Below are 23,459 nucleotides of genomic sequence, written 5' to 3' on the forward strand. Positions count from 1 at the left end.
GCGCATTTGAATATTAGAAGGGTGAATCCGGGAAGTAGAACTGCTCGGCATTGTCCTTGGTGATCAGTGTTGCATCGAGAATATACTCGCCGCTGACAGGAATCTGGTCGTAGAAGTGACCGGCTGCCAGCTGCATGGCTGTTGAAACCATCGCAGGCGGATAAAGCACATCAACCGGCATGAGCTTGTCGCCGTCCATGACTTTCTTGATCATGTCCTTGGAACCCGCGCCACCGATAACATACTGAATATCATCACGATTGGCCTGTTTGATGGCCTCAAGCACACCAACTGCCATGTCGTCATCCTGACACCAGACGACATCGATCTTCGGATATTTGGTCAGGAAGTCCTGCATCACGCGGAAAGCATCATCGCGATTCCAGTTGCCATACTGGCGATCAAGGACCTTGACGTTGGAGCCTTCAATACCCTTGTCAAAGCCGTCCTGACGCTGCTGATCGATCGGGATCGGCATACCGCGAATGACCACAACCTGAGCATCGGGCATATTTTTAGCGATATATTCGCCTGCAACCTGTCCGAGCGCCGGATTGTTGCCCGCGACGTAAAGATCGCGGATCGAATTGTCGTTATTGCTTGGCGCACGGTCAACAAGCGCAACAAAAGTACCCTTGTCCTTGATTTCCTTGATTGCATTGACCAGTGGATCAGGATCCGTCGGCAAGACGACAAGCCCATCAAGCCCCTGAACGGCAAGATCCTGCAACGCATTTGCCTGACTGGCAGCATCGGGCGATGTCTTGACGATCACGTTAAGCCCCGGATGCTCTTGCATCAAAAGCTTGGCCACACGATCCGCATGATAGACGACACCAGCGGTCCAGCCATGATCCGCGGCAGGAATCGAGACGCCGATCGTTACCTTCTTGTCCTGAGCGCTTGCCATGCCGGTGAAGGCCACAGCTCCGGCTGTCAAAGCAGCAAAAGCCAGACTTAAAAACTTTCCTCGCATTTTTTCCTCCCATGTGGTCGGGGGCTTTACCCTTTGTGACCGGACCGCCCCTTCAATCCTGTCAAACTTGTCATTCGGGGTGTGACATACCTGACATCGCACCCCGGCATTTCATCGTCGCGAGAGCGAGCGTTGCACCAACATAGCGATAATGATGATCGCACCTTGAATGGCGCCGATCAGATATTCGCTTATGAAGTTGGAAAGCAGCATGATATTACCGACGATTTCGAGAATGAAGGCGCCGCAGATCGTGCCCCAGACGCGCCCCACGCCACCGCGCAAAGCCGTACCGCCAACCACAACGGCTGTAATTGCCTGAAGCTCCCACAACATGCCGGTCGTGGCGGAAGTCGAACCCAGTCGTGGAACATAAAGCAAGACGGCGACAGCCACGCAAAGGCCCTGCACAACATAAGCAATGGTGCGAACGCGCCTGACAGAAATACCCGAATAGCGCGCGACATCTTCGCTGGAGCCGACCGCAATGACATGCCGTCCATAGCGCGTGCGATAGAGCACGAAAGCCGCAATTGCTGCCGTTACGAAAATCGCAATGACCGGAATTGGCACACCAAACACATCACCGAAATAAACAGGACGGTAAAGCGACTGGATCTCTGGATTGCGCAGCGTAATAGCCCCGCCCTGCGACAGCCATGTCGTCAGACCGCGATAGATGCCCATCGTGCCAAGTGTTGCGATAAAGGGCTCAATTCCGCCTAGAGTGGTGATCAATCCGTTGGTCAGCCCGCACAGCGCACCCACAACCACGGCCAAAAGCACGGCCGCGATCAACATCATCACCGGATCGGCAATAACGCCGCTATTCATGAACAAAATCATGATGCTGCCGACAAAGGCAGCCATGGCACCAACCGAGAGGTCAAGCCCTCCCGATGAGATGACATAAGTCGCGCCCAGCGCAATGATTGCGATGAAAGCACTGCGCGTTGCAACATTCAGCAAATTGTCGATGCTGATGAAATTCGGATTGGCAAGCGTTCCGAGAACAAGCAGCAAAAGCAGCGCAATAAAAGGCGCGATCGCCCTTAAATCCCAGTCTTTTGACGTCTTCGGCGCTTTGCTCTTGTCATTCACTACGTCAGTCATTCACTCCCCTTTTTATCTATGCTGCTTGCGTGCTGACGCCTGTTGCAAGGACAACAATATCATGCTCGTTCATGCGCTCACCGGTCACCTCACCGGCAATACGGCCCTCACGCATGACGACGATACGATCACATATACCGATCAATTCTGGCATTTCAGACGAAACAACGATGATCGATTTTCCTTCATCGGTAAGGTTCGCAATGAACTGATAAATCTGCTCTTTCGTGCCCACGTCGATGCCACGTGTTGGTTCATCAATGATGACAATAGAGGGATTGAGCATCATCATCTTGGCCAGCAGCAACTTTTGCTGATTTCCGCCGGAAAGTTGACCGGCCAGAATATCCTTGCGGCCTGTGCGAATATCAAATTCCTTGATCGCATCATCGAGCGCCACACGCTCCTTTTGCCGGTCGATCTGCAAACCGCGGACAAACTTGCGGATCGATGCCAATGTCAGATTGATGCCAAGGTCTTTGCCAAGCAACAAGCCTTTGCCTTTTCGGTCCTCACTCAGATAAGCGATCCCCGCAGACAGACTTTCATGCGCATTATGGAAATTGACTGCCCTGCCATTGTGGCGAACCTGCCCCTTACCGGGCCGAAGGCCGACAACCGCCTCCATAAGCTCGGTACGCCCCGCACCAACGAGACCTGCAAAGCCCAGAATTTCGCCGCGGCTCAGGGTGAAACTTGCTGTTTTGACATAACCCGGAACGCTGAAATCTTCGACCTCAAGCACCTTTTCCTGCCCATGCTGGGCGGATCGGTCCGGATAAAGCTTGGCAACGTCACGGCCAACCATCAGGCGCGCCATATCATTTGGCTGAAGCTCGGACGTCATGTGAGCAGCAACGAGCGTTCCATCGCGCAGAACCGTGACCCGATCAGAAATTTCTTTCACTTCCGGCAGGCGGTGGGAGATGTAAAGAACGGCAACGCCCTTGGCGCGAATATCGCAAATAACCTTCAGCAGTGCTTCGGTTTCAACCGGCGTCAGCGATGCTGTTGGCTCGTCGAAAATCACAACGCGATGGGGGACAAGCAGCACGCGGGCGATCTGCACCAGTTGACGTTGCGCTATCGACAAACGTCCCACGATGATATCAGGATCAATGTCAGCACCAAGATCACGAATGGCTTTGCGCGCGCCCTCGCGCATCGATTTATCATCGACAACAAGCCCGTTAGAAAGCTCACGACCTAAATAGATGTTTTGCGCTACGGTGAGATCAGGCGCCAGCAGAATTTCCTGATGCACGAGCACGATACCCTGCGCCTCGGCCTCCACCGGGTTCGAAAAAGCTATCGGCTTGCCATCAATGCGAATTTCGCCACTGGTCGGACGCTCATTACCGGCAAGAAGCTTCATCAATGTCGATTTGCCAGCGCCGTTTTCGCCGATAATCGCGTGAACTTCGCCGCCGTAAATTTTCAGGTTGATATTCTTGAGAACCTGAACCGGCCCGAAAGACTTCGACAGCGATACCGCTTCGAGAAGCGGAACAGCGTTCTCTTTCTCAGTCGCACTCATGCGCGCACGCCAAAGACAGCGTTGTCTGAACAAGGCGCATTACGGCTTATCAGTGATCCCATATTTGATCGCATGTGAACTCCTCCCAAAGCGTCACGTGAACGATCTTAGCGTCGAGTTTGAGGTACGTAAAGCAAATTGTTCTGATCTTATGGCAGAGGAAATCGGCATTCTGTTTAAGCCATCACGAATTTGAGCTGTTTAGCTTTCGCATTCATTCGACGATGGGAATAAAATATAAGTATTTCAATTTTATAAGACAGATACGCCGACTCAGGCGCAAGCAAAAAACAGGCGACGTTCATTCCAAAACAACCCTCGCGTGCCCGAAAAAAGGATACTTGTCGGCCTGGTATCTGCGACCTACAAGTATCCGCTGTTGTCGGACGAAAATCGCGCGGATGTCCAACCTCATTGAGGTATCATCGGCTCAACAAGTCGGTGATGGCACGTTCAATGACCGCAGTATCATCATCGTTCATTCCTTCGCCAGCCACATGCCCCCAGACAGATTCCAGGACCCGCAGCTCCGCCTTCGAAATTTGCGACGCTTCCCGGACAGCATCGTCAACTGGAAAATACAGATCACTGGATGCAGGCATAATGATCGTGTCGGCTCGGATTGCGGCCAGCGCCTTGCTGAGATCGCCGAGGTATTTTTCGTTTGCGCTGATGTCGGCATGCTGCCCGGTCCACAGATGGGACAGGATGTCGTTTGCATCCCGTTTTAAAAACCACCCCTCCCAGAAGTCGATGAGGAAGTCATCAAGCGATGCATAGCCCAACGCCTTTTCGTCCAACCGCTGCCGGAAGAATGCCTGCGAAAAGCCCCATGCCGCATAGATACGGGCGGCGACACGCAGCCCACGGTGGGGTGGTTTTGTATAAAAGCCTTTCTTAAAACTGGCATCCAACTCGATTGCAGCGCGCACACTCTCAAAGAACAGATAAAAATGTCGCGATGTGCGGGCAGCACTTTGAAAAGCAAAGAGGCGTTTTACCATATCGGGGAAAGCCGCCGCCCATTCGAACGCCTGCGCACCGCCCAAAGACCAGCCTATGGCGAGATGTATCGTCTCAATGCCAAACCTTTCGGTCAAAAGGCGGTGTTGTTGTTTGACATTGTCGTGGATCGTCACCGTTGGAAAGCGGCTTGCGCCCGCTGGCGCTGGCGTATTGCTGGGAGAACTGGATAGGCTGTTCCCAAACATATCGGGCACAATGATAAAATATTTATCACAATCAAGCGCCCGTCCCGGACCGATTAGCCATGCTGCATCATCATGTGTGGCGGCAAAGGACGTCGGATAAAGGATAACGTTGTCCTTGGCAGGAGCCAGAATGCCATAGGTTTTATAAGCCAGCTTCGCATCGCGGATGCAGCGTTTTGATTGTAACTGGATGTCGCCAAGTTCAAAAATATCATAGGTCAATTCAGTCTCTCCGTTGAAGAACGAACATGAGAAGCAGCGCAAAAGCGGGTAAAATGGCAGCAAAAAGAAGGTTTGCATGCAGATCGAAGTGGTCGACAGTTAGCCCACCAAGAAACGATCCGGCTGCAATGCCGATGTTGAAGATAGAGACGAAAAGCGCGGTCACGATCTCAATGGCAGATGGTGCGGCTTTCATCATCCATATCTGTAAAGTGACGGAAACACCGCCATAGGCCAGCCCCCATAAAACGAGGAGTCCGAGAGTTGTAGCGGGTGTCTCGCCCAGAACGGCAAACCCCAGGATTGCCGCTGAAAGACCAATAATAATTGACCCGAGAGTTAATCCGAGCCTCTTTGCGGCCATCGTGCCTGCCAGAAAATTTCCCACAATTCCCGCCGCCCCATAAATGAATAACAGCGCAGCGATCCATTCGGGCGCAACCCCGGAGACTGTTCGTAAAAGCGGCCCTATGAACGTGTAGGCCATAAAATGTCCTGCGACGAGCAGCAGCGTGAGGATCAACCCAAGCTGAACCAGCCTGTGCTTTAACACAGCTGTAAATTTGCTGAACCCGATAGACTGATTAACCGGCAAAGCAGGTAAAGCCAACAGACTAAGACCGAGCACGGTCGCACTGAACCCTGCCATTGTGCCAAATGCCCATCGCCACCCGGCGGCATCCCCAATCATGGCGCCAAGCGGCACACCCATCACCGACGCGCCAGCGACGCCACCAAAAATGATTGCCGTCGCCACTCCAACGGATTGGGCTGGCGCCAGTCGCGGTGCAAGTCCTCCGGCAACAGCCCATATACCGCCCATACAAAACCCAACGGCGACCCGCGCGACAAGGAGCCATTGGAAGGATGGGGCAATGGCTGAGGCAATATTGGCGACAGTCAACACAGTGAGAAGACCAGCAAGAATTTTCCGTCTGTCAATGTCGCACGCTATGGCAACGACAACAGGGGCAAAAAATGCTGCAAGGATTGCGGGGGCCGAGATTATAAATCCGGCGGTTCCGACTGAAACATCCATTGCCCTTGCAATTGCGGTCATGAGGCCGACAGGCAGCATTTCTGTTGTTACGACCGCGAAAGTCGTGAGGCCCACCACATAGACCGATGCCCATCCTCCATATTTCGTCGTCTGTTCTGATTCAGTCATCATTTCCATATCGGCTACCTCTTATCGAAGGCGAAAGAACTGCGCCCCAGCGTGAGTGCAGTCTTTACTGGGTCTGATAAATTGATAAAGTGATTGAAATCGGCAACAGATGGGACAATTTGGATACAATGCTTGATCATTTTGGTGATGTGCTGGCCTTTGTTCGTGTTGCAGACACAGCAAGCTTTACCCAGGCTGCCGAGAAGCTAGGCGTCACGCGATCAGCCGTCGGAAAGAGCATTGCCCGGCTTGAAGAAAACCTCGCCACCCGTTTGGTCCACCGTACAACGCGCAGTGTCAGCCTGACCGAGGAAGGCCGACTGTTTTATGACCACGCGCTGCGCATCCTGTGCGAGGTCGATGATGCGGAGGCGATACTGGCTGAGCGCAATCAAGTCCCCAAGGGCCGACTTCGCCTTGATGTGCCAACGGCTTTTGGTCGATTGCACGTGCTGCCCGTGCTTCACCGATTTTTGGCTGACTGGCCAGAGTTGGAAGCTGACATCACATTCTCAGACGATTATTGCGATCTCGTCAGCGATGGAATTGATGTCGCCGTTCGCATTGGTGGACCGACTGACAGTGGATTGATCCGACAGGTTCTTGCCCCCCACCATCTTATCACCTGCGCCTCACCGGCCTATCTGCAACAGCACGGAACCCCGCAAGGCCTAGAAGATCTCCAGCATCACAAGAAGATTGTATTCACCTATGCAAACGCGCCAGTGCCATGGCGTTACCAGATCGGTGACGAGCTGCGTGACGTTGCCGTTCAGGGGAACTTAAGGCTCAATAACACCGAAGCCATTCGCGATGCAGCGCTCAACAGTCTTGGCATTGCCCAGCTTGGGGCTTTCCTCGTCGGCGAAGATATAAAGCGGGGTCACCTTGTGCCTGTCCTGCAGGCGCAACACCGCCAAGAACTGCCAATCACCGCAGTTTACCCCACCCGCCGTCACGTCTCGCCCAAGGTGCGCCGTTTTATAGAAGCACTGCGCCGAGAATGGGCGGCAGGTCCGCCATGGGCATAAGTTGACCGCAAGCGCGTCTGTCAGCACACGTTTGACCAGACACGCTTTGATAAGGCGCATAAATCAGGGTCGATGGCACGTCCTCAATCGCGTTTGAGGTCTCCAATGCCCTGATTTTGAAGCATGTGAGCCGTGTTAAATCAACCAAGAGGCTTTCATGCTGAAGTTTTCCTTTTTGACTGCCGCAATGTGGCTGTCCATCGCAACGCTCGCTCATTCTGCCGAAACTGTCGGTTTTCGGCAGATTGAACTTGATAAAGGCGCTGCGCGATCCCTGCCTATTGCAATCTGGTATCCAACGGATGATCCGTCCAAAACCTCAACTGTAGGCGAGAATAGCGCATTTTATGGCACGCCCGCAGTGAAAGAAGCAGCCCCCACGCCCGGTTCGCATCCGCTGGTGGTTCTTTCGCATGGGTATGGCGGTAACTGGCGCAATTTAAACTGGCTTGCGAGCGATCTTGCTCAGCAAGGCTATATTGTCGCTGCACCGGATCACCCTGGGACAACGACCTTCAATAAAAATGCGGATCAGGCTGGCAAATTATGGGAACGGCCACATGATCTGAGCCGTGTTATCGATGCCCTGATGGCCGATCCTCAACTTGGCGGACAAATTGATGCACAGCGGATTGCCGCTATCGGCCATTCGTTAGGCGGATGGACCGTAACCGCGCTTGCAGGTGCGCGCTTTGATACTGCCCGCTTCGAACAGGATTGCAAGATCCATACAAGCCCCCGTGCGTGCAGCCTTTCGGCAGAACTCGGGCTTGGAAACCGCGAACTTGAGAAGGAAATGGGTGATCCGCGTCTTGGAGCTTTCATTTCCCTTGATTTGGGGCTGGCGCGCGGGTTTTCGCCGGAAAGTCTGGCAAGCATCGACATCCCGTCACTTGTTATCAGTGCTGGCACTGATATTGGCGATATGCCTGCCATGCTTGAAAGCGGCTATCTTGCGCAGCATTTGCGCAAAGCCTCTTCGACCTATGTCGACATTCCCGATGCACTTCATTTCAGTTTCATGCAGCTTTGCAAACCCGGCGCTGCCGCACTGATTGAAGAAGAAACGCCAGGTGACGGGATTGTTTGCAAGGAGGCGGGAACACGCGAGCGCGAAGAAATCCACCGGGAGATTTCCTTTCTGGTAATCGGGTTTCTAGCCACGGCACTCCCGATCAAACCATAGGACCACGCTCGGTATTCGTGCGCTGTGCGCCCAGGCGACGATAGTCGCTTGGGGTCGCGCCGGTCACTCTGGTAAATTCCCGGTTGAAGTTTGACTTCGTTTGAAAGCCGCATTCGAACATTACGGCTGTGATCGGCAGATCCGTCTCTTCCAGCAGGCGCCGGGCGTCCCGGATCCGGTATTCGTTGACGACTTGAGACACATTGCGCCCAAGCGCACGGTTGATTGCCATTGATATTTGCCGGGAAGGAATACCAAGTCGGCGTGATAGCCGGCTCAGTGTCAGATCAGGATCGCGATAAAGCTTCTTCGAAAGCATCATCACATCGACCATATCAACGATCTGCCGATCTTGCTCTGTGATAAACGGAACCTCCGGCTCAGCCTCGCGGTTCTCATCATCAGGTATGCTTCGACCGATAACAGCAATTGCATAAGCAATGATCGGAAGCATGATCATATTGGCGATCCCAACGATCAAAGCCGCGTGGTGTCCACGATAGAAACCGAAATCTCCGGCAATTATGAGATCAATAATCCCCGAAAAAAGCAAAAGACCACCAACCGTGGAAACGGCCTTGCGCGCGCCGTCCGTATCGCTCAGTCGGACGCGTTCAAAACAATCAGCACCCGCAGACCCACTGCGAAGAAGAGCAGCCCCATACCCGAAGTAAACAACGGCGAGAATAAGATCAATCGGCGGATGCCATTGAACCCAAAAGGCCGAAAGGAACACCACCGCTGCGGGAAGAAGAAAATGCGGCCATGCCCGCATTGCAGATGACTGCCGCAGTCTTGAAAAGCAAAGCCAGGCGACCGGTGGCAAGAGCGAAGCAATGGCCGGCTGGATGAAACGAATCCATGGAAGATCGATACTCCAGCGCAATCCAACCGTGATCATCAAAAGAATACAAGCGCTGATGAAGACGGGGGCCGGTCTGAAAAATGCCCTCTTCTCAACAAACACGCGAATAAGCAGAATGCTCAAGAGCAGGGCGACAACAAAGGGCAATGGTATCGCCGGCATAAAAATGTTCTCTGCTTTCGTTACATTCGCGTGCCCAGACGGGCTAGAGCATTTCCTATTTTGATTGAATCATCGGAAATGCCCTATCTATTTATTTTCAAGCGTTATCCCACGCAAACCGCTGCGCAGTTTTGCTGAAAAGACCCTAACCAACTATCATTCCGAAGCCAATGGCCATAAGAAAAGGTCAGCTTACGCGCGTCTGCTCCAAAATGCGTCATGAAAAGCCATGCCGACCAGCATCGCAACAACGAACAGAATGCTCTGCGGCAACCCGAGCGACAATGATGCGATGGCAGGACCGGGACAGAAGCCACCGATCCCCCAGCCCAGACCAAACAGCGCAGAGCCTAGGATCAGTGGCGTATCAATTCGCCGGTTGGTGGGCATATGAAACGTCTCGGCAAAAACAGGATGCTGCATCCGCTTCGCTATCTGTACGCCAATAAAGGCCACCATCACGGCGCCGCCCAGAACAAAGGCAAGACGTGGATCCCATGCGCCAAAAATATCGAGAAAGCCTTGCACATTGACCGGGTTCAGCATTCCAGACAAAGACAGGCCGAAGCCAAAAATGCCCCCAGCGGCAAGAGCAACGCAGAACTCATAGATCTTCCGGTTCATAGGCCCAGCCCCCTCAGCACAGTCACGGCAATCACTCCAGTTGTCAGGAAAGTGGCAACTGCGGCTATAGATCGTGGTGACAGACGCGCGAGTCCCAGCACGCCATGGCCGCTGGTGCAACCCGATCCCATGCGCGATCCAAAGCCAACCAGCAAACCGGCGACGATGATCAGTGGCCAGCCAACCGTGATCTGAACAGCTGGCCAATTGCCAAAAATGATCAGATAGGCAACCGGGCCAAGTATGAGCCCCAGAACGAAGGCAAAGTTGAGCAGCACACCGTTCCCCTGTATCAGGCGTCCGACAATGCCACTGATCCCTGCAATCCTGCCGTTAAGGACCAGCAGCATCGCGGCGGAAGTGCCGATCAGCATCCCACCAACCAGCGATGAGAGGTAAATGTTCATTTTTGTGTCTCCACGCAGAAAATGGCATAAAGGGCATTGACCAATTGTGCCGCCTTGTCTTCCGTCAGGCTGTAAAAGATTTGTTTCCCCTCGCGCCTGGTTTCGACAATCCCCGAACCGCGCAAAACGGTCAGGTGCTGCGACAGATGCGGTTGGTGAACATCAACTTTTTCTTCGAGTTCGCCGACGGAATATTCGCCTTCCACCAAACTGCAGACAAGCATCAACCGCGCCGGATGCGACAGCGTTTTGAGCAGGTTTGCAACCTCACCTGCTCGCGAAGAAAGCTCTGTTGGGGACAAACCGCCCTTCATCATCACATTCATGTCATTGGTCATTCCCATGCGGCTCCCTCCAATGCGTCCAGTGGAAACTTAAGGTAGCGCTTTCCGTTGGCTTCCGGCTCAGGAAGACGCCCGCCGCGTATGTTCACCTGCAAGGCATGCAGGATCAGTTTAGGCATCGGCAATGTCTTGTCCCGTTTGTTGCGCAGCGCAACAAACGCATCTTCCGTCATGCTGGCAATATGGGCATTAAGCTTCTTCTGATCCCCAACCGTGCTTTCCCAGCGTGGTGCCCGACCGCCCGGCTGATAGTCGTGGCCGGTGAATATTCTGGTTTCATCCGGAAGCCTCAGGATCGCCTGGATCGAATGCCACAAGACATCTGCATCTCCGCCGGGAAAATCGGCGCGCGCCGTGCCGCTGTCGGGCATAAAGAGCGTGTCATGAACGAAGGCAGCGTCACCGATCACGTAAGTGATCGAAGCAAGCGTGTGTCCGGGAGAAAACATCACCGTGGCATTGATCGAACCAATACTGAATGTATCGCCATCAACAAACAGCCGATCCCATTGCGAGCCATCAGCAGCCAGCTCAGGCCAGTTGTAGATTTGCTTCCAAAGCGCCTGAACATCGACAACATGCTCGCCTATCGCAGTTTTTGCGCCGGTTTTCTCTTTCAGGTACTGCGCTGCGGAAAAGTGGTCGGCATGCGGATGCGTGTCGAGTATCCATTCGACCGTCAAATCATTCTCGCGAACGTAATCAAGGATCGCGTCTGCATTGGCCGTCGCGGTTGAGCCTGACTTTTCATCAAAGTCGAGAACCGGATCAATTATGGCGCACATACGGGTTTCTGGATCTGACACCACATACTGCACGCTCCAGGTCCTTTTGTCGAAGAAGCCCTTTACCTGCGGTCGACGTTGCTTAAACTGCTTGAACCAAGCAATGGCAGCACTCATATCAAAACCATGAAGACGCCCCAATGCTGTGACCTCATCGGCAGACATTCGCCCATCAAGCATCTCGCCAATCAGATGAAGGCTAAGCGCGCGAGTCCCTGTCCTGCAGTGAGCGAGCACCGGCCCTTCAGACTCTCTGACCACCTTTTGAAAAGCCCGCACATCGGCCTCAGTGATCGAATTCATTGTAACCGGAATGAAACTATAGGAGAGACCGCTTTGACGGGCCAGATCGTATTCAGTTTGGTTTCCGGGCTGATCAGCATCTTCGCCATCGGGTCGGTTATTGATAAGCGCCCCAAAGCCACGGCCACGCAGTGAATGCAACTCATCCAAGCTTGGCTGAGACGATACCGACAGCTTTTCTGATATCCTGGTGATAGGCATTTTTGCCTCCTATTGGTTCAATATAGAAAATAATATAATATATATTGAATTGCTGTGCAATCCCTCATCTTAATAGTTTTATCAACCACTCTGCCTGCACAACTCCCTTTAGGCTCAAGTTTGTGCAGGCCATTAATGACAAAAAAGTAGCCCACTGGTAAAAGGTCCCATTAAAGCTAAGATAGCAGCGGACATTGATTGGCGGGAGACGAATATATGACCCGATCACATACAGAGAAACATCTCGTATCCCGGATCGGCTGGCTGCGCGCTGCAGTCCTTGGGGCAAATGATGGTATTGTCTCAACGGCCAGTCTGATTATGGGTGTCGCATCCGCCTCACCTGGCACAACACAGATCATGGTTGCTGGCGTTGCAGGCCTTGTCGCCGGCGCAATGTCCATGGCAGCAGGTGAATATGTTTCGGTCAGCTCTCAGTCTGACACGGAAACAGCCGACCTCGCCCGTGAGCGAAAAGAACTGGAAACGCAGCCCGAAGCCGAGCTTGACGAGTTAACGCAAACCTATATTGAACGGGGCCTGACCCATGATCTGGCGCGGCAGGTGGCAGTTCAACTAACGGCACACAACGCTCTCGAAACGCACGCCCGCGAAGAACTCGGCATCGTCGAGCACATGGAAGCGCGCCCTGTGCAGGCAACACTGACGTCCGCCGCCACTTTCTCAGTTGGTGCAGCTCTACCGCTCTTCATGGTCATCATCGCGCCGCCTTCGATCCTGCTGTACGCAGTCGCCATCGCTTCCTTGCTGTTTCTGGCTTTACTTGGCGCAATCGGGGCCAAAACAGGAGGGGCAGATGTGATGAAAGCCACCGCGCGGGTTACTTTCTGGGGCGCATTGGCAATGGCACTGACCGCAGGCATAGGCGCCCTGGTCGGCACGGCCGTCTGATCATCTCCATGCTGTTTTGGCTGCGCACCTTAAGACAAATTGGCAGGCGCCAGCACCCTTCGAAAAAGCACGCAATAACCCATGGCTTGTATGACGGCAGAAGCATCGAAGATGTCTTTATTCTCACCTCTCTCGTTGCCATAAGCGCGCGTTTCGAACGCCGGTTCCCTCTTCCAAAACGCTTATGCGGAGACGTGAAAAATGCAACGCTCGGCTAAAGACACGTTTAAAGCCAGTCTTCTGATATTTGCCCTTTGCGGGCTAATTATCGGGCTCGCCCTGCATTTTTTCAATTATACGCAAAGCGCACGGCTCACTTGGACCATTGCCACTTTGCCGGTACTTGCTTCGTTATTCGTCGATATCATCCGCAGCCTATGGCGACGAGAATTTGGGCTGGATATCGTTGCTGCGATGTCAATGTCGGCGGCTCTTGCATTTGGGGAAACACTGGCGGCCACAATTGTGGCGCTCATGTACACAGGCGGAGCGTTCCTTGAAAGTTTTGCCGAAGGGCAAGCACGGCGCGAGATGCATGATCTGCTGTCTCGTGTTCCACGAACGGCAATGCGGTATGAGAATGACCACCTGCAGGAAGTTGCCGTTGATATCGTTCGGCAGGATGATCGGCTGCTGATCCGGCAGGGCGAAATCATCCCCGTCGATGGAAGCATCGCGTCCGAAAATGCCTTCATAAACATGTCGGCACTGACGGGAGAGTCACTTCCCGTTTCACTTTCTCGCGGCGCGGATGTGCTCAGTGGCTCGATGAATGCTGGTGATGCTTTTGATATCGTTACCAAGCACGAAGCCAAGGACAGCACCTACGCTGGCATTGTTCGCCTTGTCGAAAAGGCTCAGCACTCAAAGGCTCCAATGTCGAGGCTGGCAGATCGCTGGTCTGTCGGCTTTCTGATTGTGACCATCGTGATCGCGTTTTGCGCATGGTGGCTCACGGGAGACCCGATCAGGGCGGTGGCGGTTCTTGTTGTGGCAACACCCTGCCCTCTCATTCTTGCAGTCCCCGTCGCTCTTGTTGCGGGTGTCTCACGCTGCGCTCACTTCGGCGTTTTGGTCAAAGGTGCGCGTCCATTGGAGAATATGGCCCGCATCAATACGCTGGTGCTGGACAAGACAGGAACTCTGACCGATGGCCGCCCGCAGATTGTTTCTATCCATGTTGAGCAGGGATTCACCGAAAATGAGGTGCTGCGGTTCGCTGCCTCTCTTGATCAAATGTCCAAACATCCAATGGCGCAGGCACTGGTATTGGCAGCGCAAAGACGTGGCATCAATCTTGCGCTACCATCAGAGGTTTCGGAAATTGCCGGAGATGGCGTGGCAGGGCGTGTCGATAGCAGAAACATTGCTGTCGGCGGCAATAGCTTCGTTGGAAAACAGACACAGTCAGAGCAGATTGAAGTCCCTGAAACAGAAGCCGGGTCTGCCGTGGTTGCAGTGGCAATAGACGGCAAGATGGCGGGCTTCATCATTATGGCCGACCGCGTGCGCAGCGATGTCATGCAGACGCTCAACGGGCTACGCAAGGATGGCATCAAGCGCATCATTCTGGCAACCGGCGATCGCGATGCAGTTGCCCAACGCATTGCAAGCGGACTGGGGATGGATGCAATCCGCTCCGAACTGACACCCGATCAAAAGGTGCACACAGTCATCAGCGAGCGAAAATACGGCCCGGTGATGATGGTCGGCGACGGGGTGAACGACGCGCCGGCGCTTGCCGTTGCAGACGTCGGGGTTGCGATGGGAGCCAGAGGTGCCGCAGCGTCTGCAGAAGCAGCTGACGTCGTGCTTCTCGTCGACAGGATAGATCGGCTCCGCACGGGTATAGAGATCGCTCAACGGTCGCGCGGTATCGCTTTAGAGAGTGTTGTCTTAGGCATAGGCCTATCCATTATAGCAATGATCGTGGCAGCGCTTGGTTATCTGCCTCCAGTTCAAGGCGCGATCCTTCAGGAAGCCATTGATGTCGCAGTGATCCTGAATGCGCTGCGGGTGCTGAGGACCTCTCCTGCATCAGGCTGATCCGCCAGAAAATTCCCAAGATTATTGCGTTTTCCTGTTTCATGAAAACATTTCCAATGTTCCAATCAAAACAGGAAATGCTCTAAGCGGTGCTTCCTTCAAAGCCCCGACTGCCCCTTGCTTTAAGCCCTCAATCGCGGAAACTGAAAGACCATCGGACAGGTCATTGTCTTTGACGAAGCAACCTTGGACTGACCACCGTTTACAAAACCCACCTAAGGACCAGCGCAGATTTCTGCCCGGCTTGTGGGAACCTGTCCAACCTCAAAATTATAGGCGCGCACCCCATGCGCATCAAGTTTGATCACGCGGTAGCATGGCAGCCCGCCCGTCCACCAGGGGGTTGGAATATCCAGTTCCGTAATGAAGCGATGAGAGCACGCCTGCCCCGAACTATAAGCAATACCTTGCGCACTCGTGCCTGCCAGTGGCACATGAATATGACCAAAGACAATGTGACGGACACCGGCAGGGTGCGCATGAAGACGATGCATAAGCGCGCCATTGTCATGCATGCCGATCGCATCAAAATGAGCGATGCCAGCATCAAATGGTGGATGATGGATGAAAACCGTGACAGGCAGATCGCCTGCGCCTGAAAGCGCTGCGTCCAACCACGCAAGCCGGTCTTCCTTAAAGATACCGCCAATCAAGCCGGCTTCATGGCTGTCAAGAAACAGCAAGCGACCAAAATCGGTATCCATATAAGACTGGATATAGCCATTTTCATCGCGCGGATGATCGGGAAAGGCAGCAATGAATTCCGGTCTGCGATCGTGATTGCCTAACAACAGACGCGTTTGAAATGGCACAGGAGCGAGAATTTCACGCAGCAATTCATAGGCTTCCGGATCGCCATAATTGCAAAGATCACCAGTGATCACCAAAAGATCGGCGTTGCTGTGTTTTTCGATAATGTCTGTGACCGCGATCCGCAGTTGCTTTTCAGGGTCCACACCATTGACCACAATGCCCGATGGCATCAGATGGGTATCGGTGATCTGGATGATTTTCATAATCTGTCTTTCGGGGAATGAATAAGGCTGCGAAGACCGACTATCGCTGGTTTCGCAGCCCCAATGATCGGATGCCGCTCTTATTTCATCAGTGCGTTTGTTTGTTCAACGAGCTGCTTAAGGCCGTCTTCAGGCGAAATTTCGCCACGCATGACCGTGCCGATAATGTCACGCTGCGTGCGCCAGATACGAACGGAATCGCCACCCGGATAACCGGCCCAAGGCAACGAGCGGTCAGCCTGTCGCGATGCGGTTTCGACATTGGGATGCTCGGCATAATATGGAGCCAGATATTCCGGTCCGGTCGCAAGCTTGTTTGTCGGCAAATAACCGGTAATGCGCACAATCACGTTCTGTGCTTGAGGGCCGGTTATCCACTTCAGATATTTCCAGGCCGCATCCTGCTTTTCTTTTTCCTGTGTCAGGATAACAGCCGAGTTGCCACCTGTTGGAACGCCGCCATTTTCAGCATTATCAAGCGGGAAAGTCGCAGTCACAAGCTTGAAGCGATCACCCACAAGGCCTTCAATGGTCTGGACATGGGCTGGGGTCGAGAAAATAAACCCTGTGAGGCCCGCACCAAACTGCTGGCGCGACTGATCCCAATCGAGCAGATTCTGGCCACCTTCCGTCACAAACTGGCGTGTAAGCTTAAGTGCATTCAGGCCAATTTCATTATCAAAAGCAACTTTTTTGGTCTTTTCATCGACCAACTTGCCACCCTGCTGAAAGACCAGCGACTGCCATAACCAGTCATCCGGCCAACCATTGATGTCATAGCCCATCCCCGCAATCTTTGGATCAAGGGCGTGAATCTTCTTTGCCAGTTCAATAAGACCGGCAAAGGTCTTCGGCATGTTTTCAGGATCGCCGCCAGCCTTCTTCACCAGATCAGAATTGATATAGATGATGGGCGATGATGCATTGACCGGCAAACCATATTGCTTGCCGTCAACCTGACCAAGTGCAGCCATCTTGGGACTATAATTCTTATCGAGGAACGCCTGACCGCCTTCAGCCTCGATGAAGGGTCCCAGATCGGTAATCTGATTGCGTGGCGCAAGCGTATGCACCAACTCACCCGTCAGATTATAACCAGAGAAATAAACATCCGGGAGATTGCCCGTGACCGCTGCACGCAACACCTGCTGCTGGCCTTCATTGTAACCGACTGCCGGCGCAAGGAAGTTAATCTTGATATCAGGATTGTTCTTCATGAATTCATCGGCCAGCGGCTGATGGAATTTCGTGAAACCTGGCAGATTGTAAAGCACGTTGAGCGTGACATCGCCCGCGGCAGCAATGCCGGGCTTGGCAAGGCCCGTAACGGCAAGGCCCAGAAGCATGCCGTTAATGACACGGCGTCGATTGATGGTCATAAAAGTCTCCAGTGGACAGTGGGAGGAAAGTAAGTGGTGAACGGGATTATTTGACGCCGGTCATCGTGATGCCCGCAATGAAATGCCTGCGTGCAAGCAGGAAACAGACGACCATGGGCGCGGTAATGATCGTGGCCCCTGCCATGAGAGCGCCGTAATTCGCACCAGACTCGATATCGGCGAAAAACAGCATGCCGAGTGGTGGTGGCGCGAGATTGGTGTCGGAGACTACGACCATCGGCCAATACAGATCGTTCCAATGTGCGACGAGTGAAAAGACAGCGAAGGCTGCAAGCGAAGGCAGAGAACCACGCAGGACGATACCCCAGCAGATTTCCATCTCAGAAAAGCCGTCCATACGGGCCGCTTCGATGATTTCATCGGGATAGCTGCGAAACGACTGATGAAACAGAAAGATCGCAAAAACCGACAGAAAGAACGGAGCCATCATCGCGAAATAGGTGTTGAGCAATTGCATCTTTGCCAAACCGACAAACAGCGGCAGAGCGAGTGCCTGAATAGGCACGCATAGAGCTGCAATCACCAAGGCAAGCATGAGTTTGCGGCCCGGAAAACGCAATTTCGCCAGTGCGTAGGCAGCGGGAACGGCAGTTAGAACCTGCACGATCAGAATACCGAAACAGACAATGACACCATTGAGCATGAAGCGCGCCATGGGCACTTGAGCAGCCGCCCGTGTATAATTCTCGACAGCATCAAATTTTTCCGGGATTGGCCAAAGCGATACGTTGAAGACTTCTGCCGGAGAGCGAATTGAGGTCAGTACCATCCAGTAGAATGGCAGCAGCATGACGAACGCACCCAGCGCCAAAACGAGATGCGGCATATATTTTCGAAGTGCGGCCATCAGTAGTGCACTTTCTTGTCGAGATGGAGGGTTTGTCCAATGGAAAGCACCAGCACAATCGCCAGAAAAATCAGCGTAAGGGCTGCTGCGTAACCGGTGTTCGAATATTCGAAACCTTCAAGGTAAAGATTGAAAAGCAGTGTTTCTGAACCGAAGCGCCCTTTGGTCAACACCGCAACCGTCTCAAACACTTTGAATGCGGAAATGGAGGTCGTAACGACAACGAACATGGTTGTGGGTCCAAGCATAGGCCACGTCACCGTCAAAAAACGATCAATCGGGTTTTTCGCCCCATCAAGACGCGCCGCTTCATGCAGATCTTTGGAGATTGCCGTCAGTCCCGCCAGAAACAGCACCATGTTGAAGCCGAGCACCTGCCAGATTCCAATCAGAGCCATGGTCGGAATAAGCAATGCGGGATTGGATAAAAATGATACCGGCTCAAACCCAAACCATTTGATGACGGCATTCACCGGGCCGATGGAAGGATGCAGCAGGAACTGCCAGACGGTTGCCATAGCAACCAAAGTTGCAGTCACCGGCAGAAAATAAGCAACTTCCCAGAACCCACGGCTCCGCTTGCGATTGTAAACAAGCAGTGCAATGCCAAGCGCGAGAAACACGCCGAACGGTATGACAATCAGCGCATAGAGAACCGTGTTTCTCAGCGACCGTATGAAAACGGGATCGCTAAAAGCTTTGATAAAATTCCCCAGCCCCACAAAACGGGACGAGAGGGCTCCAAGCTGATAATCAGTCACCGAAAATCCCGCCAGAACGATCATCGGGATGATGTAGGTTGCAAGCAAAAGCAGACCTGCCGGTGCTGCAAACATCAATCCACGCATGACAAGATGTCTTGCTGTGCGTGACTGACGTGCCCGATAGCCGAGAGCGCGAACGTCTTTAAAATCGGTGCTCGTCATGCCAGCACCCGCTCGCGCATGGCTTCAATTCGCAAACCATTATTGCCAAACAAATGAATGCGATCCGGGGAAAAGCCAATATGAAGCACGCCATCGGAGGCTTCATTGAAGCTATCGCCCGCACGCTGGCGCAATGTGATTTCGATGTTGTTATCATCGAGAAGACGACAGGTAACAAAGCGATCAGCACCATGGGTTTCGCTGCGCTCAACACGTGCAGCCAATCCTTTTTCCACCACACGCAAATCTTCAGCACGCAGACCCAGCATCGCCGGTCCGCTTTGTCCCGTTGCCACCGCTATTCCGAGTGCTTTCCCGATGAAGGTTACATGCCCCTGATCGTCTATTTCAACGGGAAGCAGATTGATCGACGGTGTGCCGATAAAGCGCGCAACCGTCAGCGTTGCCGGGCGGCTGTAAAGTTCATCCGGCGTTCCCAATTGTTCGATACGACCTTCTGACATGAGCGCAATGCGGTCTGACATGGTCATCGCTTCGATCTGATCGTGTGTCACATAGACAAAGGTCGCACCAAGGCGGCGATGAAGCTGCGCAAGCTCGTTGCGCATATGGGCGCGCAGTTTGGCATCAAGATTGGAAAGCGGCTCATCCATGAGAAAGGCTGACGGAGAGCGCACCAGGGCGCGTGCAAGGGCAACGCGCTGTCTTTGTCCACCTGAAAGCTGCGCAGGCTTACGATCAAGCAGATGCTCGATATGCAAAGTCTCGGCAGCCTGTAAAACGGCATCGTCGATTTCTGCCATCACCTTAGCGGATGAAAACAGACGCCCTATCAGCGGCAGTCGTGCCGATAGCTTCAGCTTGCGCATTTTAAGCGGTGTCGCAATGTTCTGGCGAACATTCATATGCGGATAAAGCGCATAGGATTGAAAAACCATCGCGAGATTGCGATCGCTGGGGTCGATGTCGGTTACGTCCTGATTGCCAATGGCGACAGAGCCGCTATCGGGCGCTTCAAGCCCTGCGATAATCCGCAACAGGGTTGATTTACCACATCCGGACATACCGACGAGTGAAATGAACTCGCCCGGACGAATGGAAAGATCAATGCCTTTGAGGACGTCATTTCCGCCAAAGGTTTTTCCGATGTTCGTGAGTTCAATTGATTGAGGCATTGCTACGCGCTCCTTTACTGAGGCGCGAATGCCTATGCTGCTTCAACTTGACAGCCGGAAGACGGATTTACGAAACTTCAATGACAACAGGTGTGGAAAAGCGATCACGTGGTCCGTTCGCGATCATCCTGTCGCATAAATTTTCGTGGTTCAAAGCGATTTTATATCTGGACACAATAAAGCACGTTTCATCTGATTTGCGCTTTAACGTGGACCTTGCAGCAAAGCACTGGCCACGCCTTCATTCGTAACGAGACGATTGACATAGCCTCCGCGCAGAATAGCCCGAATGATGGGTATTTTGTTCAGTCCGCCAGAGACGAGAATGGATGCCGGCTTGAGCTTGAGCTTATCAGGCGGCAGGGCGATAATTGAATCGTTGAGAAAATGGTCGATCGGCTTGCCCTGTGCATCCAGAAAATATCCAAGAAACTCGCCGACTGCGCCAAGTTTCAGCACAGCATCGAGATTATCTTTAACGACCCTTATGTGTGTGAGTGATGTCTCGGACGTAAGTGACCCACAGGATACAAGACCAATATCGGCAATTTCCGTTCGTGCCAGGACGTCAGTCAATTCATCGCTCAGCAGAATTGCATCGCGGCTTTCTCTGTTCGCACAATAGATGGGGGCGGTGAGATAGTGGCATTCAACACCCAGCGCGCGTGCGAAGGCTGTTGCGACTTCAAATGTGTTGGTGGAGGAGCCGCTGGTTACACCGCCGGTCAAACCAACCACCCAGCTTTCAGGTTTTGGGCGCGCACGCAGACTGCGCACTGCAAAGCTGAGTGTGCGGCCGGATGCTATCCCTACACCCATATCGCGGTTTGCAATCAACTCGCTGGCCATTGCGCCGGCGGCTTCGCCGATCACACGCTTCTGCTCCAGATAATCATCAAGATCAGGAACAACGACAGCCTCCGCAAGGCCATAGCGGACCGCAACTTTCTCTGCGAGCTCAATACAATCCACAAGCGGCAGACTGACCCTGATTTGTATCTGGCCGGACTCGCGCACCTGCCCGATAATCTTATTGACCTTGAGACGCGTTATATTCAGGCGCTGCGCGATTTCCTGTTGGGTCTGACCACCGACGAAATAGAGCCAGGCCACGCGTGCGCGCTCCTGATCCTCATCTACAGACACCAAATTCTCGTTCATTCACTGGTCCTTAGAGCATTTCCTTTTTTGATTTAATCATCGGAAATGCCCTATCTATTTATTTTCACGCATTATCCAACGCAAAACCGCTTCGCACTTTTGCTGGAAATGCTCTGGCAGGTCACATAGGCGTCTGCGAATTGTTGCAGGAAGCATATCATGTCTCAACTCTTTCCATGAATTGGGGCCATGCTGCAATGACTTTTGATCGTGCGGAACACTTAATTTTCGAAGTTTAGCAGCAACATCACACCTGTTGCATGCTGCTCGCATTTTAGAGAACTCAAAAGACAATCCCAATATTCAGTCAAATAAACTTGACTATTAATATCATATTAAATAATGGATGCGCGGCAGGAAAATTTCCCGTATGGCGGGTATAGCGATGTTCATTAAAAATTGTCAGAAAATGCCTTTCAGTCGCTTCGTAGAAAGTGACATGTTCTGGGTTGCATATGGCGGGGCGTTTGCTTTGATCATCCTGATTGGCAATCTTTGGATGACTTAAGACTGGCTCAAATTACTCGCTGATCGGGTGTTCGGCAGATACGAGCAGTTTGTCGATGCGTCGTCCGTCAAGGTCAACCACTTCGAAAATCCAGCCATTTTTAACGAAAGTTTCGCCCACTTCCGGCAGATGCTTGAACTCTTCAAGAGCAAGTCCGGCAACCGTGCTGTATTCTGTGCCTTCATCGATTTCAAAGTGCAAAAACGCTGAAAATTCGTCAATCGGCATCCATCCAGATACCAGATAGGAGCCGTCATTCCGGCGTACGATGGCCAGTTCCTCGACATGGTCTTCCTGCATGGCGCCGATGATGGCTTCCATCACATCGCCAGCGGTTATAAGCCCTTCGAAATGGCCATATTCATCATAGACAAGAACCATATGCGTTGGCGTGCCGCGTATCGCTTCCACAACGTCCAGTGCATCCGAAAAATCAGATACGACCGGAACATCCTTCACGATGTCGCGGATATTGACGCTGCCCTTTAAGGAAAGCTGGTTGAAGAAATCCCGCACCTGTAAAACACCGATGATTTCATCGGAATTGTCACCACGCACCGGCAGGCGCGAGCGGCTGCTATGCTGCAATTGATCGCAAATTTCTTCGAAACTGTCGCCAATATCGATCATTTCGACATCAAGGCGCGGTGTCATCATACCGCGTGCGGTGCGATCAGCCAGACGCATCACGCCTGCAATCATACGCGATTCTTCGGTTTCAATCACACCCGCACTCTGTGCTTCCGCCAATACGGATTTGATTTCCTCATCAGTCACACCATCGCCGGACTTACCCGATTGACCAAGAAGGTTAAGCACGAGACGCCCAGAATTATCCAGCAGCCACACGAGGGGGGCTGCCATTTTTGAGAGCATCTTCATTGTTGGTGCGACACGGCTAGCAATGACTTCCGGTTCGCGCAGTGCAATCTGTTTTGGTACCAGTTCACCGACGATGAGGGACAGATAGGTGATGAGAACAACGACGGAACCCACACCAAGAGCATCGGCGAATGAGGGCGATATACCCTGACTGAGCAGCCATCCACTTAGCCGTGCACCAAGGGTTGCGCCTGAAAATGCACCGGAAAGAATACCGACCAGTGTAATACCGATCTGGACCGTTGACAGAAATCTGCCTGGGTTTTCAGAAAGCTCGATTGCCATGCGCGCACCGAGGCTGCCTTTATCCGCCAGCACACGCAATCGGGCGGGGCGTGAAGAAACAACTGCGAGCTCCGACATTGCAAGGACGCCATTGAGGACCGTCAGCAATATCACCGTCACGATTTCAAATAACAAAACTGTCCCCGGAATTTAACTATTGGATTTCTATCATAGGAATTATCGTAGGTTGTTTCCAGTGGGGACT

Annotated in this window: 21 protein-coding genes; 4 read left to right on the forward strand and 17 right to left on the reverse strand. The window is 52.9% G+C overall.

Annotated elements, in window-relative coordinates; genetic code table 11:
* Positions 1–13: 13 nt before the first annotated feature.
* The 5 genes from ABE530_RS14665 to ABE530_RS14685 form a co-directional block, all read right to left on the reverse strand.
* Positions 14–976, reverse strand: coding sequence for a substrate-binding domain-containing protein (locus tag ABE530_RS14665; RefSeq protein WP_396996806.1), 963 nt, complete (start codon positions 974–976; stop codon positions 14–16).
* Positions 977–1,087: 111 nt separating this feature from the next.
* Positions 1,088–2,089: an ABC transporter permease gene (locus ABE530_RS14670; protein ID WP_265985086.1), complete on the reverse strand. Its 1,002-nt coding sequence runs from the start codon at positions 2,087–2,089 to the stop codon at positions 1,088–1,090.
* Positions 2,090–2,105: 16 nt separating this feature from the next.
* On the reverse strand, positions 2,106–3,626 hold the full coding sequence (locus ABE530_RS14675; RefSeq protein ID WP_499694988.1) for a sugar ABC transporter ATP-binding protein: 1,521 nt from the start codon (positions 3,624–3,626) through the stop codon (positions 2,106–2,108).
* A 422-nt stretch (positions 3,627–4,048) separates the two neighbouring features.
* Positions 4,049–5,059, reverse strand: a complete 1,011-nt coding sequence (locus ABE530_RS14680) for an alpha/beta fold hydrolase (protein WP_499694989.1) — start codon at positions 5,057–5,059, stop codon at positions 4,049–4,051.
* Position 5,060: 1 nt separating this feature from the next.
* The gene (locus tag ABE530_RS14685) at positions 5,061–6,230 is read right to left on the reverse strand and encodes an MFS transporter (protein WP_499694990.1); all 1,170 of its coding nucleotides are present in this window, start codon (positions 6,228–6,230) and stop codon (positions 5,061–5,063) included.
* A 125-nt stretch (positions 6,231–6,355) separates the two neighbouring features.
* On the opposite strand from ABE530_RS14685, the gene ABE530_RS14690 reads away from it, so the two are divergent.
* Positions 6,356–7,258 (forward strand): LysR family transcriptional regulator, encoded by a 903-nt coding sequence (locus tag ABE530_RS14690; RefSeq protein ID WP_499694991.1) that lies wholly within the window; start codon positions 6,356–6,358, stop codon positions 7,256–7,258.
* 157 nt (positions 7,259–7,415) lie between these two features.
* A complete protein-coding gene (locus ABE530_RS14695; RefSeq protein ID WP_499694992.1) occupies positions 7,416–8,444 on the forward strand; it encodes an alpha/beta hydrolase family protein in 1,029 nt (342 codons plus the stop codon).
* On the opposite strand, the gene ABE530_RS14700 is transcribed toward ABE530_RS14695, so the two are convergent.
* From ABE530_RS14700 to blh, 5 genes are all read right to left on the reverse strand, one after another.
* Positions 8,434–9,471: a helix-turn-helix domain-containing protein gene (locus ABE530_RS14700; RefSeq protein WP_499694993.1), complete on the reverse strand. Its 1,038-nt coding sequence runs from the start codon at positions 9,469–9,471 to the stop codon at positions 8,434–8,436. The two genes, ABE530_RS14695 and ABE530_RS14700, sit on opposite strands and share 11 nt — an antisense overlap.
* A 192-nt stretch (positions 9,472–9,663) precedes the next feature.
* A complete protein-coding gene (locus ABE530_RS14705) occupies positions 9,664–10,095 on the reverse strand; it encodes a YeeE/YedE family protein (RefSeq protein WP_265985079.1) in 432 nt (143 codons plus the stop codon).
* Positions 10,092–10,502 (reverse strand): YeeE/YedE family protein, encoded by a 411-nt coding sequence (locus ABE530_RS14710; protein ID WP_499694994.1) that lies wholly within the window; start codon positions 10,500–10,502, stop codon positions 10,092–10,094. The genes ABE530_RS14705 and ABE530_RS14710 overlap by 4 nt, the downstream gene beginning before the upstream one ends.
* Positions 10,499–10,846, reverse strand: coding sequence for a sulfite-sensing transcriptional repressor BigR (gene bigR / locus ABE530_RS14715; protein WP_499694995.1), 348 nt, complete (start codon positions 10,844–10,846; stop codon positions 10,499–10,501). Before bigR ends, ABE530_RS14710 begins: the two co-directional genes overlap by 4 nt.
* A complete protein-coding gene (blh, locus tag ABE530_RS14720; RefSeq protein ID WP_499694996.1) occupies positions 10,837–12,135 on the reverse strand; it encodes a bifunctional sulfur transferase/dioxygenase Blh in 1,299 nt (432 codons plus the stop codon). The genes bigR and blh overlap by 10 nt, the downstream gene beginning before the upstream one ends.
* A 216-nt stretch (positions 12,136–12,351) precedes the next feature.
* Between blh and ABE530_RS14725 the strand changes: the two genes are divergently transcribed.
* Both ABE530_RS14725 and ABE530_RS14730 read left to right on the forward strand, forming a co-directional pair.
* Positions 12,352–13,047 carry a VIT1/CCC1 transporter family protein gene (locus tag ABE530_RS14725; RefSeq protein WP_499694997.1) on the forward strand — a complete coding sequence of 232 codons (696 nt, stop codon included), beginning with the start codon at positions 12,352–12,354 and terminating at the stop codon, positions 13,045–13,047.
* 201 nt (positions 13,048–13,248) lie between these two features.
* Positions 13,249–15,093: a heavy metal translocating P-type ATPase gene (locus tag ABE530_RS14730; RefSeq protein WP_499694998.1), complete on the forward strand. Its 1,845-nt coding sequence runs from the start codon at positions 13,249–13,251 to the stop codon at positions 15,091–15,093.
* 215 nt (positions 15,094–15,308) lie between these two features.
* Here the strand turns inward: ABE530_RS14730 and ABE530_RS14735 are convergent, their stop codons facing one another.
* From ABE530_RS14735 to ABE530_RS14765, 7 genes are all read right to left on the reverse strand, one after another.
* Positions 15,309–16,109: a phosphodiesterase gene (locus tag ABE530_RS14735; protein WP_499694999.1), complete on the reverse strand. Its 801-nt coding sequence runs from the start codon at positions 16,107–16,109 to the stop codon at positions 15,309–15,311.
* Between the two features lie 80 nt (positions 16,110–16,189).
* Positions 16,190–17,488: an ABC transporter substrate-binding protein gene (locus ABE530_RS14740; protein ID WP_499695000.1), complete on the reverse strand. Its 1,299-nt coding sequence runs from the start codon at positions 17,486–17,488 to the stop codon at positions 16,190–16,192.
* Between the two features lie 46 nt (positions 17,489–17,534).
* Complete coding sequence (locus tag ABE530_RS14745; protein ID WP_265985071.1) at positions 17,535–18,356, reverse strand: carbohydrate ABC transporter permease; 822 nt, start codon at positions 18,354–18,356, stop codon at positions 17,535–17,537.
* Positions 18,356–19,282 (reverse strand): carbohydrate ABC transporter permease, encoded by a 927-nt coding sequence (locus ABE530_RS14750; RefSeq protein ID WP_499695001.1) that lies wholly within the window; start codon positions 19,280–19,282, stop codon positions 18,356–18,358. Before ABE530_RS14750 ends, ABE530_RS14745 begins: the two co-directional genes overlap by 1 nt.
* Complete coding sequence (locus tag ABE530_RS14755; RefSeq protein WP_499695002.1) at positions 19,279–20,418, reverse strand: ABC transporter ATP-binding protein; 1,140 nt, start codon at positions 20,416–20,418, stop codon at positions 19,279–19,281. Before ABE530_RS14755 ends, ABE530_RS14750 begins: the two co-directional genes overlap by 4 nt.
* A 204-nt stretch (positions 20,419–20,622) precedes the next feature.
* The gene (locus ABE530_RS14760) at positions 20,623–21,579 is read right to left on the reverse strand and encodes a sugar-binding transcriptional regulator (RefSeq protein ID WP_265985066.1); all 957 of its coding nucleotides are present in this window, start codon (positions 21,577–21,579) and stop codon (positions 20,623–20,625) included.
* A gap of 520 nt (positions 21,580–22,099) precedes the next feature.
* Entirely contained in the window at positions 22,100–23,389 is a 1,290-nt protein-coding gene (locus ABE530_RS14765; protein ID WP_265985067.1) for a hemolysin family protein, read from the reverse strand.
* Between the last annotated feature and the right edge of the window lie 70 nt (positions 23,390–23,459).

Source organism: Brucella sp. TWI559, from assembly GCF_039674265.1.
GTDB lineage: Bacteria > Pseudomonadota > Alphaproteobacteria > Rhizobiales > Rhizobiaceae > Brucella > Brucella chromiisoli.

What these genes read in the sequence shown, in the direction of transcription:
- ABE530_RS14665 (WP_396996806.1), bottom strand. Translation starts at nt 976, where the DNA reads ATGCGAGGAAAGTTTTTAAGTCTGGCTTTTGCTGCTTTGACAGCCGGA.
- ABE530_RS14670 (WP_265985086.1), bottom strand. Translation starts at nt 2,089, where the DNA reads ATGACTGACGTAGTGAATGACAAGAGCAAAGCGCCGAAGACGTCAAAA.
- ABE530_RS14675 (WP_499694988.1), bottom strand. Translation starts at nt 3,626, where the DNA reads ATGAGTGCGACTGAGAAAGAGAACGCTGTTCCGCTTCTCGAAGCGGTA.
- ABE530_RS14685 (WP_499694990.1), bottom strand. Translation starts at nt 6,230, where the DNA reads ATGATGACTGAATCAGAACAGACGACGAAATATGGAGGATGGGCATCG.
- ABE530_RS14690 (WP_499694991.1), top strand. Translation starts at nt 6,356, where the DNA reads ATGCTTGATCATTTTGGTGATGTGCTGGCCTTTGTTCGTGTTGCAGAC.
- ABE530_RS14695 (WP_499694992.1), top strand. Translation starts at nt 7,416, where the DNA reads ATGCTGAAGTTTTCCTTTTTGACTGCCGCAATGTGGCTGTCCATCGCA.
- ABE530_RS14700 (WP_499694993.1), bottom strand. Translation starts at nt 9,471, where the DNA reads ATGCCGGCGATACCATTGCCCTTTGTTGTCGCCCTGCTCTTGAGCATT.
- ABE530_RS14705 (WP_265985079.1), bottom strand. Translation starts at nt 10,095, where the DNA reads ATGAACCGGAAGATCTATGAGTTCTGCGTTGCTCTTGCCGCTGGGGGC.
- ABE530_RS14710 (WP_499694994.1), bottom strand. Translation starts at nt 10,502, where the DNA reads ATGAACATTTACCTCTCATCGCTGGTTGGTGGGATGCTGATCGGCACT.
- bigR (WP_499694995.1), bottom strand. Translation starts at nt 10,846, where the DNA reads ATGGGAATGACCAATGACATGAATGTGATGATGAAGGGCGGTTTGTCC.
- blh (WP_499694996.1), bottom strand. Translation starts at nt 12,135, where the DNA reads ATGCCTATCACCAGGATATCAGAAAAGCTGTCGGTATCGTCTCAGCCA.
- ABE530_RS14725 (WP_499694997.1), top strand. Translation starts at nt 12,352, where the DNA reads ATGACCCGATCACATACAGAGAAACATCTCGTATCCCGGATCGGCTGG.
- ABE530_RS14730 (WP_499694998.1), top strand. Translation starts at nt 13,249, where the DNA reads ATGCAACGCTCGGCTAAAGACACGTTTAAAGCCAGTCTTCTGATATTT.
- ABE530_RS14735 (WP_499694999.1), bottom strand. Translation starts at nt 16,109, where the DNA reads ATGAAAATCATCCAGATCACCGATACCCATCTGATGCCATCGGGCATT.
- ABE530_RS14740 (WP_499695000.1), bottom strand. Translation starts at nt 17,488, where the DNA reads ATGACCATCAATCGACGCCGTGTCATTAACGGCATGCTTCTGGGCCTT.
- ABE530_RS14745 (WP_265985071.1), bottom strand. Translation starts at nt 18,356, where the DNA reads ATGGCCGCACTTCGAAAATATATGCCGCATCTCGTTTTGGCGCTGGGT.
- ABE530_RS14750 (WP_499695001.1), bottom strand. Translation starts at nt 19,282, where the DNA reads ATGACGAGCACCGATTTTAAAGACGTTCGCGCTCTCGGCTATCGGGCA.
- ABE530_RS14755 (WP_499695002.1), bottom strand. Translation starts at nt 20,418, where the DNA reads ATGCCTCAATCAATTGAACTCACGAACATCGGAAAAACCTTTGGCGGA.
- ABE530_RS14760 (WP_265985066.1), bottom strand. Translation starts at nt 21,579, where the DNA reads ATGAACGAGAATTTGGTGTCTGTAGATGAGGATCAGGAGCGCGCACGC.